The 16659-nt window shown below is 70.2% G+C and carries 14 protein-coding genes; 4 read left to right on the forward strand and 10 right to left on the reverse strand.

Features of this window, described 5'->3' with window-relative positions:
* Window positions 1–179: 179 nt before the first annotated feature.
* Window positions 180–2051, forward strand: coding sequence for a cobaltochelatase subunit CobT (gene cobT, locus ABNQ38_RS23010; RefSeq protein WP_377808216.1), 1872 nt, complete (start codon window positions 180–182; stop codon window positions 2049–2051).
* A 65-nt stretch (window positions 2052–2116) separates the two neighbouring features.
* Here cobT and ABNQ38_RS23015 read toward each other — a convergent pair whose 3' ends face one another.
* The gene (locus ABNQ38_RS23015; protein WP_377810110.1) at window positions 2117–4147 is read right to left on the reverse strand and encodes an adenylate/guanylate cyclase domain-containing protein; all 2031 of its coding nucleotides are present in this window, start codon (window positions 4145–4147) and stop codon (window positions 2117–2119) included.
* 148 nt (window positions 4148–4295) lie between these two features.
* Entirely contained in the window at window positions 4296–5771 is a 1476-nt protein-coding gene (locus ABNQ38_RS23020; protein WP_377808217.1) for a M48 family metalloprotease, read from the reverse strand.
* Between the two features lie 52 nt (window positions 5772–5823).
* Between ABNQ38_RS23020 and ABNQ38_RS23025 the strand changes: the two genes are divergently transcribed.
* Complete coding sequence (locus ABNQ38_RS23025; RefSeq protein ID WP_377808218.1) at window positions 5824–6705, forward strand: thermonuclease family protein; 882 nt, start codon at window positions 5824–5826, stop codon at window positions 6703–6705.
* 44 nt (window positions 6706–6749) lie between these two features.
* The gene (locus ABNQ38_RS23030) at window positions 6750–7562 is read left to right on the forward strand and encodes a c-type cytochrome (protein WP_377808219.1); all 813 of its coding nucleotides are present in this window, start codon (window positions 6750–6752) and stop codon (window positions 7560–7562) included.
* A gap of 36 nt (window positions 7563–7598) precedes the next feature.
* Here ABNQ38_RS23030 and ptsP read toward each other — a convergent pair whose 3' ends face one another.
* From ptsP to ABNQ38_RS23070, 8 genes are all read right to left on the reverse strand, one after another.
* Window positions 7599–9482: a phosphoenolpyruvate--protein phosphotransferase gene (gene ptsP, locus ABNQ38_RS23035; protein WP_377808220.1), complete on the reverse strand. Its 1884-nt coding sequence runs from the start codon at window positions 9480–9482 to the stop codon at window positions 7599–7601.
* Window positions 9472–9774, reverse strand: a complete 303-nt coding sequence (locus ABNQ38_RS23040; protein ID WP_109052306.1) for an HPr family phosphocarrier protein — start codon at window positions 9772–9774, stop codon at window positions 9472–9474. Before ABNQ38_RS23040 ends, ptsP begins: the two co-directional genes overlap by 11 nt.
* A 9-nt stretch (window positions 9775–9783) precedes the next feature.
* The gene (locus tag ABNQ38_RS23045) at window positions 9784–10182 is read right to left on the reverse strand and encodes a PTS sugar transporter subunit IIA (protein ID WP_042690507.1); all 399 of its coding nucleotides are present in this window, start codon (window positions 10180–10182) and stop codon (window positions 9784–9786) included.
* A gap of 122 nt (window positions 10183–10304) precedes the next feature.
* Complete coding sequence (rapZ, locus tag ABNQ38_RS23050) at window positions 10305–11297, reverse strand: RNase adapter RapZ (protein ID WP_377808221.1); 993 nt, start codon at window positions 11295–11297, stop codon at window positions 10305–10307.
* A 17-nt stretch (window positions 11298–11314) separates the two neighbouring features.
* Complete coding sequence (locus tag ABNQ38_RS23055; protein WP_109052304.1) at window positions 11315–11773, reverse strand: HPr kinase/phosphorylase; 459 nt, start codon at window positions 11771–11773, stop codon at window positions 11315–11317.
* Window positions 11774–11957: 184 nt separating this feature from the next.
* Window positions 11958–12356: a hypothetical protein gene (locus ABNQ38_RS23060; protein WP_377808222.1), complete on the reverse strand. Its 399-nt coding sequence runs from the start codon at window positions 12354–12356 to the stop codon at window positions 11958–11960.
* 226 nt (window positions 12357–12582) lie between these two features.
* On the reverse strand, window positions 12583–14292 hold the full coding sequence (locus tag ABNQ38_RS23065) for a stimulus-sensing domain-containing protein (protein WP_377808223.1): 1710 nt from the start codon (window positions 14290–14292) through the stop codon (window positions 12583–12585).
* A gap of 4 nt (window positions 14293–14296) precedes the next feature.
* Window positions 14297–14992 carry a response regulator transcription factor gene (locus ABNQ38_RS23070; RefSeq protein ID WP_109052301.1) on the reverse strand — a complete coding sequence of 232 codons (696 nt, stop codon included), beginning with the start codon at window positions 14990–14992 and terminating at the stop codon, window positions 14297–14299.
* A gap of 261 nt (window positions 14993–15253) precedes the next feature.
* Here ABNQ38_RS23070 and ABNQ38_RS23075 point away from each other — a divergent pair, with 261 nt between their 5' ends.
* The gene (locus ABNQ38_RS23075; RefSeq protein ID WP_377808224.1) at window positions 15254–16177 is read left to right on the forward strand and encodes a HugZ family protein; all 924 of its coding nucleotides are present in this window, start codon (window positions 15254–15256) and stop codon (window positions 16175–16177) included.
* The last annotated feature ends 482 nt before the right edge of the window (window positions 16178–16659 follow it).

A 16659-nucleotide genomic window follows, 5' to 3' on the forward strand; every position in this document is an offset into this window, starting at 1 on the left:
CTTCGGTGAAGCCGGGGCGCGGCGTACGAGGATTCACACGGATCGGGACGGACGGCATTCCTGGGCAAGAGCTTATATCATTGGTTCGAGTCCCGGCATGTCCGTGAGAGCCATGCCCTGCTCCGTGTCAATCTTGCCCACCGCGCCGTAACTCTCCCAAGAACGAAGACGCCCCCGCGATGACCACCCAGAACGACACCCCCGTCGAAGCCTTCAAGCGGTCCACCACCGCCACGGTGCGCGCCATGTCCCGGCGGGCGGAGGTGCAGGTGGGCTTTTCGTCCGACCCCCCGGGGCTGTCGGGTCAGCGCGTGCGGGTGCCGCTGCCGGCGCGCGACCTGAACCCGGTCGAGGTTGCCAAGCTGCGCGGGGCGGCCGATGCCGTTGCGCTGCGGCTGCGCCATCACGACGCCACGGTGCATGCCCACCGCATGCCGCTGGGCGATGCCGCCCGCCAGGCCTACGACGCGATGGAGCAGGCGCGCTGCGAGGCGCTGGGCAGCCGCGACATGGCCGGCGTCGCCCACAATCTGGAAGCGGCGCTGGAGGATCGCTACACCCGCCAGGGCTTCGACCGCTTCGACGACCGCGGACAGGTGCCCTTGTCGGAGGCGCTGCGGATGATGGCGCGCGAGGCGATGACCGGCGCACCGCCGCCGCCCGCCGCCGCCCACGCCGTCGACCTCTGGCGCCCGTGGATCGAGGAGCGGCTGGGCAAGGACATGAAGGGGCTGGCCAATTATGCCGGCGACCAGGAGGCCTACGCCAAGGCCGTCCGTCGCCTGCTGGCCGACCTCGACATGGAAGTCGGGCAGGAAGCCGACCAGGAAGAGGAGGAGGACCAGCAGACCCAGTCCTCCGAGGACGAGGAGTCGCCCCAGCACGGCCAGACCCGCGGCCAGGACGACGACCAGTCCGACGCCGAATCGATGGCCTCGTCGGAGATGCAGGACTCGTCGGAAGCCGGCGAGAGCGCCGAGGAGGGCGCCGGCGAGGAAGGCGACATGGAGATGGGCGAGGGCGAGGGGGCGGAGGAGCCCGCCGGCCCCGGCCAGCCCTGGCGCAACGACCTCAACCGCCGCAACGAGCCCGATCCCAACGCCTACAAGGCCTTCACCACCCAGTATGACGAGGTGGTCGACGCCGCCGACCTCTGCGACCCGGCGGAGCTGGAACGGCTGCGCCACCTGCTGGACCAGCAGCTGCAGAATCTGCAGGGCGTGATCTCCAAGCTGGCGAACCGGCTGCAACGGCGCCTGATGGCCAAGCAGCAGCGCTCCTGGAACTTCGATCTGGAGGAGGGCATCCTCGACGCCGCCCGGCTGGCCCGCGTCGTCGCCAACCCGGTCCTTCCGCTCTCCTTCAAGGCGGAGAAGGAGATGGACTTCCGCGACACGGTAGTGTCGCTGCTGATCGACAATTCCGGCTCGATGCGCGGCCGGCCGATCTCCATCGCCGCGATGAGCGCCGACATCCTCGCCCGCACGCTGGAGCGCTGCGCGGTGAAGGTCGAGGTGCTGGGCTTCACCACCCGCGCCTGGAAGGGCGGGCAGGCGCGCGAGGCCTGGGTCGCCGGCGGCAAGCCGCCGCATCCCGGCCGGCTGAACGACCTGCGCCACATCGTCTACAAGGCGGCCGACATGCCGTGGCGCCGCGCCCGCAAGAATCTGGGCCTGATGCTGCGCGAAGGCATCCTGAAGGAGAACATCGACGGCGAGGCGCTGCAATGGGCGCACAACCGGCTGCTCGGCCGGCCGGAACAGCGCCGCATCCTGATGGTGATCTCCGACGGCGCGCCGGTGGACGACTCGACCCTGTCGGTGAATGCCGGCAACTATCTGGAACGCCACCTGCGCCAGACCATCGAGCAGATCGAGACCCGCTCGCCCGTCGAGCTGGTGGCGATCGGCATCGGCCACGACGTGACCCGCTATTACCGCCGCGCCGTGACCATCGTCGATGCGGAGCAGCTGGGCGGCACGATGATGAACAAGCTGGCCGAACTGTTCGACGAGGACGACCGCCGCGGCGGCCGTCGCAGCTGGCGCTGAGGTAAGGAAGCGGGCAGGGGCGTTTTCAGGTTTTCCAATGACTTAACTGGAAACGCCGGCCTGTTTCAGGGTGTATCCTTACCTGCGAACACCGGTTTGGCAGTCTCACCCGCCACCGGCGGCGGCGCGGCGGGCGGCACTGCCGTGCCGGCTGCCGGGGATGGCGCCGACGCTGGCGCCGCCGCCGCCTTCGCGGCGTCCTTCTTCTCCTCCTCCAGCACCAGGCGCCAGAGTTCGGTCATGCCGGTCCGGCCGCGCAGCGACCGGCCGCCCTGGCGGACCAGCGGGACGGCGTCCTTGCCCTTGGCCGCGGTGACGCCGCTGGTCAGCACGATCACCTCGGACTCGCCCTGGAGGGCGGCCGACAGCTCCTCGATCCGGGCGGCGACGTTCACGGTGTCGCCGACGATGGTGTAGTTGATCCGGCTGTCGGAGCCGATGTTGCCGACCACCACCGGGCCGCTGTGCAGCCCGACGCGGACATGGATCGGCGCCCGGCCCTCGGTGAGGCGGCGGCGGTTGTCGGCGCGGATGGCATGGTGGATCGCCAGCGCCGCGCGCAGTCCGCGGACGGCATGGTCCTCCTGCGCCTCGGGCGCGCCCCAGAAGGCCATCAGCGAATCGCCGATGAACTTGTCCACCGTGCCGCCCTCCGCCTCGATGCAGGCGGCGAGCAGGGTGAAATGCTCGTTCAGCAGGGCGGCGGTGTCGGCGGCGGCCATATGCTCGGCCATGCGGGAGAAGCCGCGGATGTCGGTGAACATCACCGTCACCTCGCGCTGCACCGAATCGAGCCCGCCCTCGGTCTCGCGCTGGCGCATCAGGCGCAGGACCAGCGCCTTCGGCACATAGGTCTCGAACCAGCGCAGGCCGGCGACCATGGCGTTGAAGGCGGTGGCGGCGCGCGCCATCTCGCGCAGGCGGGAGTCGGGCAGGTCGGGAATGGCGCGGAATTCGAAGGCGCGGACGCGGTCGGCGGCCTCGGCCAGCCGCGCCACCTGCCGGCTGATCCGCCGCCCGACCAGCAGCGCCACCCCGACCGACACCAGCAGGATGGCAAGGCCGACGGCCCCGGTGATGTAGAGCCGGCGGACCTCGACATTCAGCTCGCCGTCGCGATAGCCGATGCCGATGATCCAGTCCTGCTGGCCATAGCCGGCCATCTTGCGGGTCAGGAAGATGTAGTCGCTGCCGAGGACCTGGACGGCGCGCGCCTCCACCCGCTTCTTCAGCGACTGGACGGGCACACCGCTGGACCACAGCGCCGCCAGCGCCGGGTCGTCGACCTGATCGGTGCGCGGCAGCGGCGGACCGTCCAGCTTGCCGGAAAAATCGAAGCTGCGGCCGACCAGCGCCGGGTGGGCCAGCACATGGTTCTGGTCGTACAGCACGAAGGCGTTCAGCCCCTGCTCCACATACAGCACCGACAGGAAGCGCGACAGGTCGCCCAGCGACACGCCGACCGCCACCTGCCCCAGATAGCGGCCGTCGCGCCGCACCGGATGGTAGAGGGTGACGAAGCTGTTCTGCGCCTCCTTCAGCCAGCGCGGATCGGCCCAGGTGGCGGCGCTGCGGTTGGGACCGTCCAGTATCTCCGGCGGGATGTCGCTGTCGCCCTGCATGTCGAAGGGATCGGCGACCAGCCCGCCGTTCAGCCGGCCGACGCGGACGCCGGTCAGGTCCGGGCGGACGAAGGCGAGGCCGGTGACGTCGGGCGCGCCTGCGAGCGCGCCGCGCAGCGTGTCGATCATCGCCGTGTTGTCGCCGGCGCGCAGGTCGCCGCGCTCGATCAGTCCGGCGACGAAGCGCGCCATCTCGCGCGCGGGGTCGAGCTGGTGGCGGACCCGCACCTCCACCCCGGCCAGCGCCAGATCGGCCTTGTCGTTCAGCAGCGCGAAGGTGTTGGTGCTGGCGCTGACCAGACCCAGCACCAGGACGCTGGCGACCGCCGCCAGCATCAGCGAGCCGAACCCCGCCACCAGCACCGCAGCGATGGGCAGCCGCAGGCGCCGGCGCCCGGCGGGCTTCGGGCCGGCTTTTCCCCCGTTTTTCCCAACAGCCTTTGCCGCCGCCTTTCCAGCCGGCTTCACGGCCATCGCCGGAAGGGGCGGAGCAATCTGGGGGCGCGCTGACGGGGTATCGGACATGCGCGGCAGCCTACCCGCCCATCCGGCCGGCGGCAACCCGTGGGGCTGTATCCTTACGCGGATTTCATGCCGTTTTGCTCATGACTGACGGCAGAAGCTACTCCCCGACAATCACCTTCACCCGTTGGCCGGGTTGCAGTGGCGTGCCGGGCGGCAGGTCGTTGATGATCCGGAACAATTCTTCGGCATAGGGTTCCTGCGGCATGCGGCGAATGAGGCCGGCGACGCTGTCGCCGGGCTGCACCGCCGTCACCTGCACGCGGCGCGGACGGTAGCGGGCGGCCTCCTCCGCGGTCATGCGGTGGAAGCTGTTGGCCGCCGCCTGGAAATCGTTATCGAAACGAGCCAGCGATCCGGCGGGCGCCAGGAAGGTGAAGCGGTACATCTTCCCGTCCGGCGCGCGGATCGCCACCAGACGGATGTCGGCGCTGGTGCCGTCGGACTCACCGCGCGTGGTGGCGGTGGCCGCCGCCATGCCGCCGATGGTGAGGCGCTGGAGGTTGGACAGCGTTGCGCTCTTGCCCCATACCCCGGTCAGGAAGCTGGCGGGGTCGGACACGCCGGCCGCCGATCCGCCGTCGAAGGCCATGGCGGTGCCGTTCTGCCCCTTGGCGACCACCTGATCGGCGCCGTTCAGCAGCGAGTAGCCCTGCGGCACGGTGAAGGCGATGCCGAGCTGCGGGTGGGCGAAGGTGCGGCCGCGGACATAGCCGTTCTCCGGGCTGTCGCCATAGATCATGCCGTCGACCGCCGCCAGGTAAGGATCGCGCGGGCGGGCGCCGCCCGGCGGGATAGCGCGGGCGAGGTCGGCGGCGCGGCGGACGCGCTCCTCGGTCGCCGGATGGCTGGCGAGGAAGTCGAAGCCGTCCCCGCCCTTGTTGCCGGCGCGCAGGCCCTCATACTGGCTGTCGCGGCGCAGCGTCTCCAAGAAGGTCGCCATGGCGAAAGGGTCGTAGCCGGTCCGCCGCAGCGTCTCGACGCCGAGCTGGTCGGCCTCCAACTCCTGCTCGCGCGAATAGCTGGCGACCATGGCGGTGCCGCCCAGCCCGGCCAGCTGCGCCAGCGTGTCGTTGCCGAACACCAGCCCGACCCCGGCGGCGAGCAGCCCGGCGATGGTCTGCCGGGTCTGGCGCTGCGCCGAATGGTGGGCGGTGACGTGGCCGATCTCGTGCGACAGCACGCCGGCCACCTCGGCCTCGTCCTTCGCCAGCGCCAGCAGGCCGCGGGTGACGTAGACATAGCCGCCGGGCAGGGCGAAGGCGTTGACCACGTCGCTGTCCAGCAAGGTGAAGGTCCAGGGCTCGCGCGCCAGCGCCGTGGTGGCGGCGAGCTTGCGGCCGAGCTGGTCGATGTAACCCTGGAGCCGGGCATCCTTCACCGCCCCGCCGAACTGGGCCAGGATCTTCGGGTGTTCCTGCGCGCCCAGCGCCGCCTCGTCACCGCCGGAGAGGACATTGTCGAGCAGCCCGGCCCGGGCCGGCGCGGGTGCGACCAGGGTGGGCGTCACCGCCGCCAGCATGAGGACGGCCAGTGCGGCGCGGAGGAGCTTGCGGAAGGGGAGATGGGTCGGCATACCGGTCAAAACCCCGCCCGGCGGCGGATGTTCCGCAAGGACGGCCTTCCCGATGACACTTGTCACGCTCCCGCTTGTGCGCCTGCCGGTTCTGCTGCTCGCTTGCCTGCTGCTGTGCGGCCTGTTGCCGGTCGCCGCCTCGGCGGACGGGCTGCGGGTCGCCGCCGTGCTGGACGGCGACACGCTGGAGCTTGAGGACGGCCGCCGGGTCCGGCTGGCCGGGATCGACGCGGCCAAGCCGCCGCGCAACGCCAACCCCGCCGACGGGCGGGTCTGGCCGCTGGCGGAGGCGGCGACCGCGGCGCTGGCCGATCTGGCGCTCGGCCGCCGTGTCGTCCTGCACGGGCCGGCGCCGACCGACCGCCATGGCCGTCTGCTCGCCCATCTGGTGCGGGAGGACGGGTTGTGGTTGCAATCGGCGCTGCTGGTCCGTGGGCTGGCGCGGGTCCACACCCGGCCCGACGCCCGCGCCTATGCGGCGGAGCTGCTGGCCGGCGAGGAAACCGCGCGCAACGCCGGGCGCGGGCTGTGGCGCAGCCGGGTCTATGCCGTGCGCGACGCCGCCGACGCCGACGGGCTTTCCCGCGACCGCGACAGCTTCCAGCTGGTGGAAGGGCTGGTGCTGGCGGTGTCCAAGAGCGGCGGCGAGAGCTGGCTGGACTTCGGCACCGACTGGCGCAGCGACGTCACCGTCCATATCGGCCGCGCCGCGATGCGCGAGGTCACCCGCGCCGGCATCGATCCGCTGTCCTACGAGGGCCGCCGGGTGCGCGTGCGGGGCTGGATCACGCTGCGCAATGGCCCCATGATCGAGATCACCCATCCCGAGCAGATCGAGCGGCTGGAGCGGGAGCCGGCCTCCGCCGCCCTGCAACGCTCCGGCGCCGATGACGAGTCCTGGGATGACGACGAAGGGGAGGACGATCTGGAATGAGGAAGCCGTCGCTTGGGCCTGTGGCTGGACGCCTGCTTGCCGCCTTGTCTTTGCTGCTCGTGGCTCTGCCGCTGCATCCGGCACTGGCCGGCGGGCCGGCGCTGACGATCGCCGTTGCCGGAACCGAGCGGGTGTTCGACCGCGACGCCCTGCTGGCCCGGCCCGACACGGTGACCGTCGACATCCCGGCCGACATCTCCTATGGCCGGCCGATGAGCTACCGCGCCGTGCCGCTCGCCAGCCTGCTGGGTGCTGCTGACTTCCCGCCCGGCACCGTGCTGGAAGGGGTGGCGTCGGACGGCTTCACCGCGCAGCTGCCGCCGGAGCTGTGCCTGCGCAGCGGTCCCGACGGCGCCGTCGCCTTCCTGGCGGTGGAGCCGGCCGACCGGCCCTGGCCCAACCTGCCGGGCAAGGCGGTGTCCGCCGGTCCCTTCTATCTGGTCTGGGTGCGGCCGGAGGCGTCGGAGGTGCGCAGCGAACAATGGCCTTATCAGCTGGCCCGCATCGTCGCCTCCGACGACCCGCTGCGGCGCTGGCCACAGCTGGCGGTCGAGCCGGGCCTGCCCGCCGACTCGGCAATCCGCGCCGGACAGGCGGTGTTCATCACCCAGTGCATGGCCTGCCACACCCTGAACGGCGCCGGCAGCGCCACGATGGGGCCGGACCTGAACCGGCCGATGAACCCGACAGACTATCTCACGCCCGCCGGGCTGAAGACGCTGATCCGCGATCCCAGCTCGGTCCGGACATGGCCGGGCCAGCAGATGCCGGGCTTCGACCCGGCGATGCTGAGCGATGCCGATCTGGATCGGGTCGTCGCCTATCTCGGCCATATGGCGGGGCGGAAGGCACCGTGAGAGGGGGGCTTTCGCCCCCATCCCACCGGTCTTGCCTCACAGCGTCGCGTTGAAATCGTCCAGCAGCGTGGCGATGCGGCCGCTGTCGCTCTGGTCCATGATGACGCGGGCGCGGCGGCCCGCCTCCACCAGATCGAGCGAGCGGATGCGCTTCTTCACCGCCGGCACCGCCAGCGGCGCCATCGACAGCTCGCGCACGCCCAACCCCAGCAGCAACGCCGTGTAGCGCGGATCGCCGGCGATCTCGCCGCAGACCGACACCGGGATGCGGGCGCGCAGGGCGGCCTCCACTGTGAACTGGATCAGCCGCAGCACGGCCGGATGCAGCGGGTCGTAGAGGGTGGCGACCTGTTCGTCGGCGCGGTCGATGGCCAGCGTGTACTGGGTCAGGTCGTTGGTGCCGATGGAGAAGAAGTCGGCGGCATAGGCCAGCGCGTCGGCGGCCAGCGCCGCCCCCGGCACCTCCACCATCACGCCCACCGGCGGCAGCGGATCGGCGATGGCGACGCCGCGGCGGCGCAGCCGGCGGGCGACCTGCCCCATCATCTCGCGCACCTTCTGCACCTCGGTGACCGAGGCGATCATCGGCAGCAGGATGCGCAGCGGACCGTGGACGCCGGCACGCAGCATGGCGGCGAGCTGCGTCTCCAGCAGCTTCGGCTCGCGCAGGCCCAGCCGGATGGCGCGCAGGCCGAGCGCCGGGTTGGCCGGCTCGCCATAGCGCCCGGCCATCCAGCCGGCCAGCTTCTCGCCGCCCAGATCCATGGTGCGGGCGGTGACGGTGCGGCCGCCCATCCCCTCGATCATGGTGCGCAGCACGGCGTACTGCTCATCCTCGTCGGGCAGATGGTCGCGGTTCATGAACATGAACTCGGTCCGCAGCAGGCCGATGCCCTGGGCGCCATGTTCCAGCGCGTGGTCGAGATCGCGCGGCAGCTCCAGATTCGCCATCAGCGTGATGGCGGTGCCGTCGCGGGTGACGGCGGGCAGCTTGCGCAGGCTCTTCAGCCCCTGGCGCTCGCGCTCGCGGGCGGCGCGGCGCTCGCTGTAATCGGCCAGCACCTCGGCCGGCGGGTCGATCAGCACGCGGCCCTGGAGGCCGTCGACGATCACCGTCACGCCGTTGCGCACGCCGGCCAGCAGGCCGGGCGCGCCCAGCACCGCCGGCAGGCCGAGCGAGCGGGCGAGGATGGCGGTGTGCCCTTCCGCCCCGCCCAGCACGGTGGCGAAGCCGCCGACGACGGTGGGGTCGAGCAGGGCGGTGTCGGCGGGGGTCAATTCCTCCGCCAGGATGATGCTGCCGGGGGGCAGGCTGCTGAAGGCCCGGTATTCCTGCTTCATCAGGTTGCGGGTCAGCCGCCGCCCGACCTCGCGGATGTCGTCGATGCGGCCGGCGAGATAGGCGTCGTCCATGCCGGCGAAGGTGGCGGCGATGGCGGCGATCTCCGCCTGGATGGCGGCCTCGGCGTTGATCCGGTCCTGCTTGATGCGATGCTCCACCCCGCGGGTCAGGCGCGAGTTGGTGACCATCGACAGATGAGCGTCGAGCAGGAAGCCGATCTCCTCCGACGCCGAGTCGGGCAGGACGAGCGCCTTGCTCTTCAGCTTCTTGATCTGGCGGCGCGCCTTGGTCGCCGCCTCGTTGAAGCGGGCGACCTCCGCCTCGACCGCTTGCGGTTCGATGGCATATTCGGGGATGGCGACGGCGCCGCTTTCCACCACATGGGCCGGGCCGATGGCGATGCCGGGCGACACGCCCAGGCCGCGCAGGGCGCGCGCCGCAGCGCTGGCGGCCGTGCTGGCGGGCGTGTTGGCCGAACCGCTCACCGGCTCGGGCGACGGGGTGCCGCCGGAACCGCCGCGGTCGGGGCCGGATACCGGGCCGCCGGTCTGGCCGGCGGGGGGCAGGTCATTCTTCATCGAACTTGCGGTTGATCAGGTCCAGGAGGGCATCCATCGCGGCATCGGCCTGGGCGCCGCTGGCGCGCAGCTCGACCGTGGTGCCGGGACCGGCGGCCAGCATCATCAGCCCCATGATCGACTCGCCGGACACCACGGACTCGCCGCGGCGCACCGAGATCTCGGCATCGAAGGTGGCGACCAGCTTGACGAACTTGGCCGAGGCGCGCGCGTGCAGGCCACGCTGGTTGGTGATGGTGGCGGTGCGGCGGATTTCGCCGTCGGCGGATGCCGTGTCGTCGGGGGGGCTCATCGCAGGCGGTCAGTCCGACAGGAGGGTGGAGGCGACGTTGATGTATTTCTGTCCGGCATCGCGGGCGGCGATCACCGATTTGTCCAGCGGCTCGGTCTTGCGCACGCTGGCGAGCTTGATCAGCATCGGCAGGTTGACGCCGGCGATCACCTCGACCTTCGCCTTGTCCATGATGGAGATGGCGAGGTTGGACGGCGTGCCGCCGAACATGTCGGTCAGCACCACGACGCCCGACCCGTCATCGACCTCCGCCACCGAGTTCAGGATGTCCTGGCGCCGCTGTTCCATGTCGTCGTCCGGGCCGATGCACACGGCGCGCACCTGCTGCTGTTCGCCCACCACGTGGAACAGTGCGGCGATGAATTCCTCGGCCAGCCGCCCGTGGGTGACAAGAACCATACCGATCATGGGACATCCTTCAAGGTTGGGTCCTCCCCGGAGACCTGCGCGAGGGCCGCCGCCGCGGGGCGGCAGCGCTCATCGCATCTGGATCGTTGGTTGGACGCATGGTCGTCAAGGCGCAATTTGCATCATCCCTGATGGTTGGCCTGATGGTTGGCCTGCTGGCTGCCGGTCTGCTGGTTGTTGGCCTGCTGGTTGGAGGCAGGGCCGGCCCCGGCGGTCCGCAGCCCCAGCCGCTCCAGTTCGCGGTGGCTGAGGTTGACCCGCAGCCCCTGCTCCTTCAACCACGCCGCCAGCCGTTCGGCGATGAAGACCGACCGGTGCTTGCCGCCGGTGCAGCCGATGGCGATGGTCAGGTAGCTCTTGCCTTCCTGGTTGTAGCGCGGCAGCAGCGGGCGCAGCAGTTCCGTCAGGTTGCCGAAGAAGGCAGGGAAATCGGGATCGCTCTCCACCCGCGCGGCGACGGCCGGGTTCAGACCGGTCAGCGGCCGAAGCTCCGGGTCGTAATGCGGGTTGGTCAGGAACCGCACGTCGAAGACCAGATCGGCTTCGCGCGGCAGACCCTGGCGGAAGGAGAAGGAGGTCACGAACACCTGCAAGGCTGCCTGGGCGTCACGCCGGAAATGCCCGGACAGGATGCGCCGCAAATCGTGAATGGACAGTTGCGTCGTGTCGATGGTGACGTCGGCTTCTTCTTTCAGCGGGAACAGCAGGGCGCGTTCGCGCTGGATGCCGTCGGGCACCGTGCGGTCCTCCGCCAGCGGATGGCGGCGGCGCGTCTCGGTGAAGCGGCGTTGCAGCACCTCGTCGCCGCATTCCAGGAAGACCAGCCGGACGTCGAGATCGCCGTCGCGCCGCAACTCCTCAAGCTCGTCCAGGAAGTTCTGCGCGGAAAAGTCGCGGGTGCGGCTGTCGATCACCAGAGCCAGCGGCCGGCGCTTCGGATCGGCCTGCCGGATCAGCGTCGGCACCAGCGACAGGCGCAGATTGTCCACCGCCTCGTAGCCCAGATCCTCCAGCGCCTTCAGCGCCACCGACATGCCGGCCCCCGACATGCCGGTGACCAGAACGATGCGCCCGCGGGCGGCAGGGGCGGCAGGGTCGGTCGGCACGTCGGACATCAGAGTGTCGGGAGGTTTCATGATAGGGCCGAAAGGCTGGCGGGCACCCGGTCCAGCCGTCCGCCGCACAGGCTGGCGGCGGCAAGGCGGATCTTCGCGGGGGTGGAGGCATCGAAGGCGTGCAGGCCCAGGCGGGGCAGGGCGACGCCCAGCAGCGTGTCGGTCTCCGCCTCCGGCAGACGGTCCACCTCGTCACGTTCGAGCAGGTCGACGACGAGACCGACGGGGGCCGGCCCGGCCGACGGAACGGGAAGAATGCCGACGCCCCGCACCTCCAGCAGCCCGGCCAGGGCGGGCGGGGGAGAGGCGGTCAGGCGGCCGGATTCGCAATGCAGAGCCACCCGGTCATCCGCGACCAGCAAGGCTCCGCCATCGATCAGTCGCAAGGCCAAATCCGATTTTCCCCGTCCGGACTCCCCACGCAGCAGCACGCCGATGCCGGAGAGCAAGACGCAGGTGCCGTGAATCGTCACCATAGTCTGGCGAAGGTGAGACGTGGCGCAGGTTCTGTCAATGGGAACGGAACGGTGTCCCACAAGGTCAGGCGGGGAAACCTGTCCGGGATCCCCCATCCGCTTCCAACCGTTCTTTCGGTGCGGATAATGGCCGTGCGAACGGTCGGGCTTAGAACACTGACGCGAATGGTGACGATGCGCGCCGTCAGGCGCCCGCGGCGCCGCGGGGCGTGCGTCGGATCGCCTCCAGTTCCAGGGCGAGGGCGTCGCGGCGGCGGATCATCTCGTCCAGATCCTCCAGCTCCGCCGCCTCCTGGCAGGCGTCGCGGAAGTCCTTCTCCCGCTTCAGCCGAACCAGCAGGACCTTGTAGTTGTCGGCGATGCTGGCGAGGTGGCGCTGCGCCCCCTGAAGGGCTTCGGCGAGCTGGGTCCGCTCCTGCGCGGATTGCCGCATCATCCTTGCCAACTCCCCCTGCTGCCGGCCGGCATGGCGGATCAGGCGGGCCAGACGGTAGCGGCGCAGGTCGACGACGTCGCCCGGCGCGGCACCGGCAACGGAACCCGGGGCGGCGGAACGGCGGCCGGTCGGGGACAGCGTGTGCACGGAGGAGGATTCGGGCGGAACGCACTCAGGCATGGCGACCCCACATCTTTGTTCCGGGGTATGGCCACCCTCCCGTTGCCGTATGGTGCAGGCATATACAACCGGACCGGCATGGTCCGTCCGACCCGGCAGCCGACAAGCGAGAACGACCAGGATCATGATCGATGGTTGGACTGGGCTTGTCTAGCTGAGAGTGGGAAGGATGTATGAAATTCCGCAGAGTTTCTCACAGCAAAGGCAGAGTCACCACGAAGTCGGCGCCCTCGATGGTCCCGTCCGATACATAACGATTTTTCGCAAATACAGAACCATTGTGCGCGCTGACTATCTGCTTGGCAATCGATAGGCCGAGACCGGAGTGGGTCCCGAATTTCTCGCCCGCCGGACGTTCGGTGTAGAAGCGGTCGAAGATCGCCTCCTCCTTGCCGTCGGGGATGCCCGGCCCCTGGTCCGAGACGACCACCTTGACGCTGCGGCCGCTGCGCCTTGCGGTCAGCCGCACCGTGCCGCCGGGCGGCGAGAAGGACAGGGCGTTGTCGATCAGGTTCTGGAACACCTGGGTCAGGCGCCCTTCCAGCCCCGGCACCACCAGCCGCTCGGCGGCCGGCAGGTCGAGCACGACCCGCGGCGGCCGCAGCCGGGTCCCGCCGTCCTCGCCGTCTCCGGCCGCCACCCGCTCGTCCATGGTTGCGGCAACCGTCTGGCGCAGTTCGGCCAGCATGGTCAGCAGCAGGCCGATGTCCACCGGCTCCGCCTCGGCCCGCGACAGTTCGGCATCCAGGCGGGACGCGTTGGAGATGTCGCTGATCAGCCGGTCCAGCCGCTGCACGTCGTCGGCGATGATCGCCATCAGCCGGTCGCGGTGGCGCGGGTCGCTGACGCGCTCTGCCGTCTCCACGGCACTGCGCAGCGAGGTCAGCGGATTCTTGATCTCGTGGGCGACGTCGGCGGCGAAGCGCTCGATGGCGTCCATCCGCGTCCACAGCGCGTCGGTCATCTCGCGCAGCACGCCGGACAGCTCGCCGATCTCGTCGCCGCGGCGGGTCAGGTCGGGGATTTCGGCATGGCGCCCATGGCTGGTGCGCAGCCGGTCGGCGGCCTGGGCCAGCCGGCGGATCGGCCGGGCGATGGTGCCGGCCAGATAGAAGGACAGGGCGATGGTCACCAGCAGCGCCACGCCGAACACCCGCAGGATGTCGAAGCGGACGGAGCGGATGGCGCGGTCGATCTCGCCGCCGCCGCGGGTCAGCAGCACCGCCCCCAGCACCTCGCGGTAGCGCTGGACCGGAACCGCCACGGTCAGCAGCAGTTCCGGGTCGCCGCCGGCACCGTCGACGCGCCAGACGGTGGCCGCCGCCTCGCCGACCAGCGCCCGCTCCACGTCGGGGTTGGGCTGGCCCGGCTGCTCGCGGTAGACCGGCAGCCCTTCGCGGCTGGGCACCACGTCGATCAGGCGGGTGTAGAGGTCGTTGATCGCCCGGCTGACCGGATCGCCGGACGGCGGGGTCGGCAGTTCGCGGATTTCGATGCGGCCCTGCGAGCCCACCAGCACCCGGCTGTCGGACAGCATGTGGCCGTCGATGTCGAAGAGGCGGGTGCGGGTCGACGTCGCCTCCGCCAGCCGGCGGATCATCGGCCGCGCCAGTTCGGGCGCCAGTTCGAAGCGCTCGCCGCTCTCGTCGCCGGTGGGGGAGGGGGCGGTCAGGATGCGGTTCACCGCCCCTTCGCCGAGCGCCGAGGCGAAGATGCGCGCCTCCGTCGCCAGCGCCTCGGTCTCCGCCTGGATCAGCCGGTCCTGGTAGCGGCCGAGATAAAGCAGCCCCGCCAGCAGCACCAGCAGCGCCAGCACATTGACCGCAAGGATGCGCAGGGTCAGCGGCGAGACGCCGCCCAGCTTCCGCCGCTTCCCGCCACCTGCCGCGCCAAGCGTGGACACCGCGTTATTCCTTGTACCGGTAGCCGACGCCATAGAGCGTTTCGATCTGGGAGAAGTCGGCGTCGACGGCCTTGAACTTCTTGCGCAGCCGCTTGATGTGGCTGTCGATGGTGCGGTCGTCGACATAGACATGCTCGCCATAGGCCGCGTCCATCAGCTGGTCGCGGTTCTTCACATGGCCCGGCCGCTGGGCCAGCGCGCGCACCAGCAGGAACTCGGTCACGGTCAGGTCGATCGGCTGGCCCTTCCAGCTGCAGGCATGGCGGGCGCCGTCCAGCAGCAGCGGGCCGCGGGTGATGATCTGCCCGGGATCGACCTCCGGGCTCTCGCCGCGCAGGGCCTCGCGCCGCAGCAGCGCCCGGATGCGCTCGATCAGCAGGCGCTGCGAGAAGGGCTTCTTGATGTAGTCGTCGGCGCCCATGCGCAGGCCCATCAGCTCGTCCAGCTCGTCGTCCTTGCTGGTCAGGAAGATGACGGGCATCTGGCTGGTCTGGCGCAGGCGTTGCAGCAACTCCATGCCGTCCATGCGCGGCATCTTGATGTCGAGCACGGCGAGGTCGGGCGGGCGCTGGCTCAATCCGCGCAGCGCCTCGGCGCCGTCGGTGTAGGTGCGCACGTCGAAGCCCTCGGCCTCCAGGGCGATGGAGACCGAGGCCAGGATGTTGCGGTCGTCATCCACCAGGGCGACGGTGTGGGCCATGGTCGTAACTGATCCTATCGAAGCGGGGCAGGGATAGTGGGGAACGGACAGTCGGGAACAGGTTGGAACGGTCGAACTGCCGGGACCCGGTAATGTTAGCGGAAACATCAGGCATAGGACGAGTGGTCATTCCAATACTTTATGCCAGAGTCCAGGTACCAGCGGCAGTTTTCTCTTTTCCCGCAGCATTTGTATGGGCCAATATGGCGGCAATGCGGCGCCGAACAATGGTGCCGCGCGGGAGAACGCGCTCGTTTTGGAATGAGTTTTTCGAACGCCCTTTCCGCGTCCTCTCCGGCCGGCGCCACTGCGGACGGCCAGGGGGACGCGACGCCGCCGGGCACCGACCGGCCCGGCGCGGCTCAAGCCAACCCGGCTCCGGCGACCATGGCTCCGGCCTTGCGTGCCAGACGCCTGATGCGCGCCTGCGACCGCGCCGCGCTGGCGACCGTGCAGCGGCCGACCGATGAGGGTGCCGGGGCGATGGCGGATGCCGCCGGCTGGCCCTATCCCTCGCTGGTGCTGGTGGCGTTCGACCATGACGGCAGCCCGCTGCTTCTCCTGTCCACCCTCGCCGACCACACGCGCAACCTGCTGGCCGACGGCCGGGTCGGACTGCTGTTCGACGGCACCGCCGGGCTGGCGCAGCCGCTGACCGGCGCGCGCCTGTCGGTTCAGGGCCGGGCCGGGCGGTCGGACGATCCGGAGCACCGCGCGCGCTACCTGCGCCGCCATCCCGACGCCGCCCTCTATGCCGGTTTCGGCGACTTCGCGATCTACCGCGTCGCGGTGGAGCGCGCCCATCTGGTCGCCGGCTTCGGCCGCATCCACTGGCTGTCCGCCGCGGAGCTGGACCTCCCTGCTGCCGCCCCCGCATTGGCGGCGGGCGAGGCGGCGCTGCTCGACCGTCTGGACGGCGAGGGGTACGGCCCCCGGCTGGCGCCCGCCACCGATGGTGAAATGGACGGCTGGAGCTTGACCGGGATCGACCCGGAGGGATGTGACCTGCGACGCGGGGGGTACGTCGCCCGCGTCGATTTTGAGCAGAGAATCCATGACCCCGAATCGGCTAAACTGATGCTGGACACGCTGGTCCGGCCGCCGGACGGGTCGGGACAACCCGGAGGATCGACATCCGGGACAGGAACGGCTGGAACCCGACCGGACGGCGGCGGAGGCACCTGACAGCCGTGCTGCCACGCAAAAACAAGAAAAGATCGAAAAGAACAAAAAGAACGGTCAGCGAAAAACGAAAACGAGAGAGACGAGAAGCCAACCGTCAGCCTTGAACGACCAGCCGAGAGGTCGCTTCGACACCACCGGGCGCCGCACCAAAAACAAAAACGCGGCGCGCGGGCACGCGCAACCAGGAGAACACTTCAGTGGACCATAACGGATCGACCCGTTTCCCGTCCGGGCCATTGGCCCCCAGACCTGTCGCCTCAGGACCGCCTTTTGCACCGTATCGTCGCCGCACCCTGCCGGTGCCGCGCATCGCGGCGGGTTCGCAGCCCGGCCGCCTGTTCGGACCGGCACGCCGCTGATGCGGCGGATGCCATCCATCTGACACGACAACGGACGAAAGAACGGCCGGACCGGCCGCGGGATCCCCGAACAAGGGGCATGCCCGGCGCGGCGACACCGGCCCAGCCTTCGAGAGGGACGAT

Source organism: Azospirillum sp. A29, from assembly GCF_042604625.1.
GTDB lineage: Bacteria > Pseudomonadota > Alphaproteobacteria > Azospirillales > Azospirillaceae > Azospirillum > Azospirillum palustre.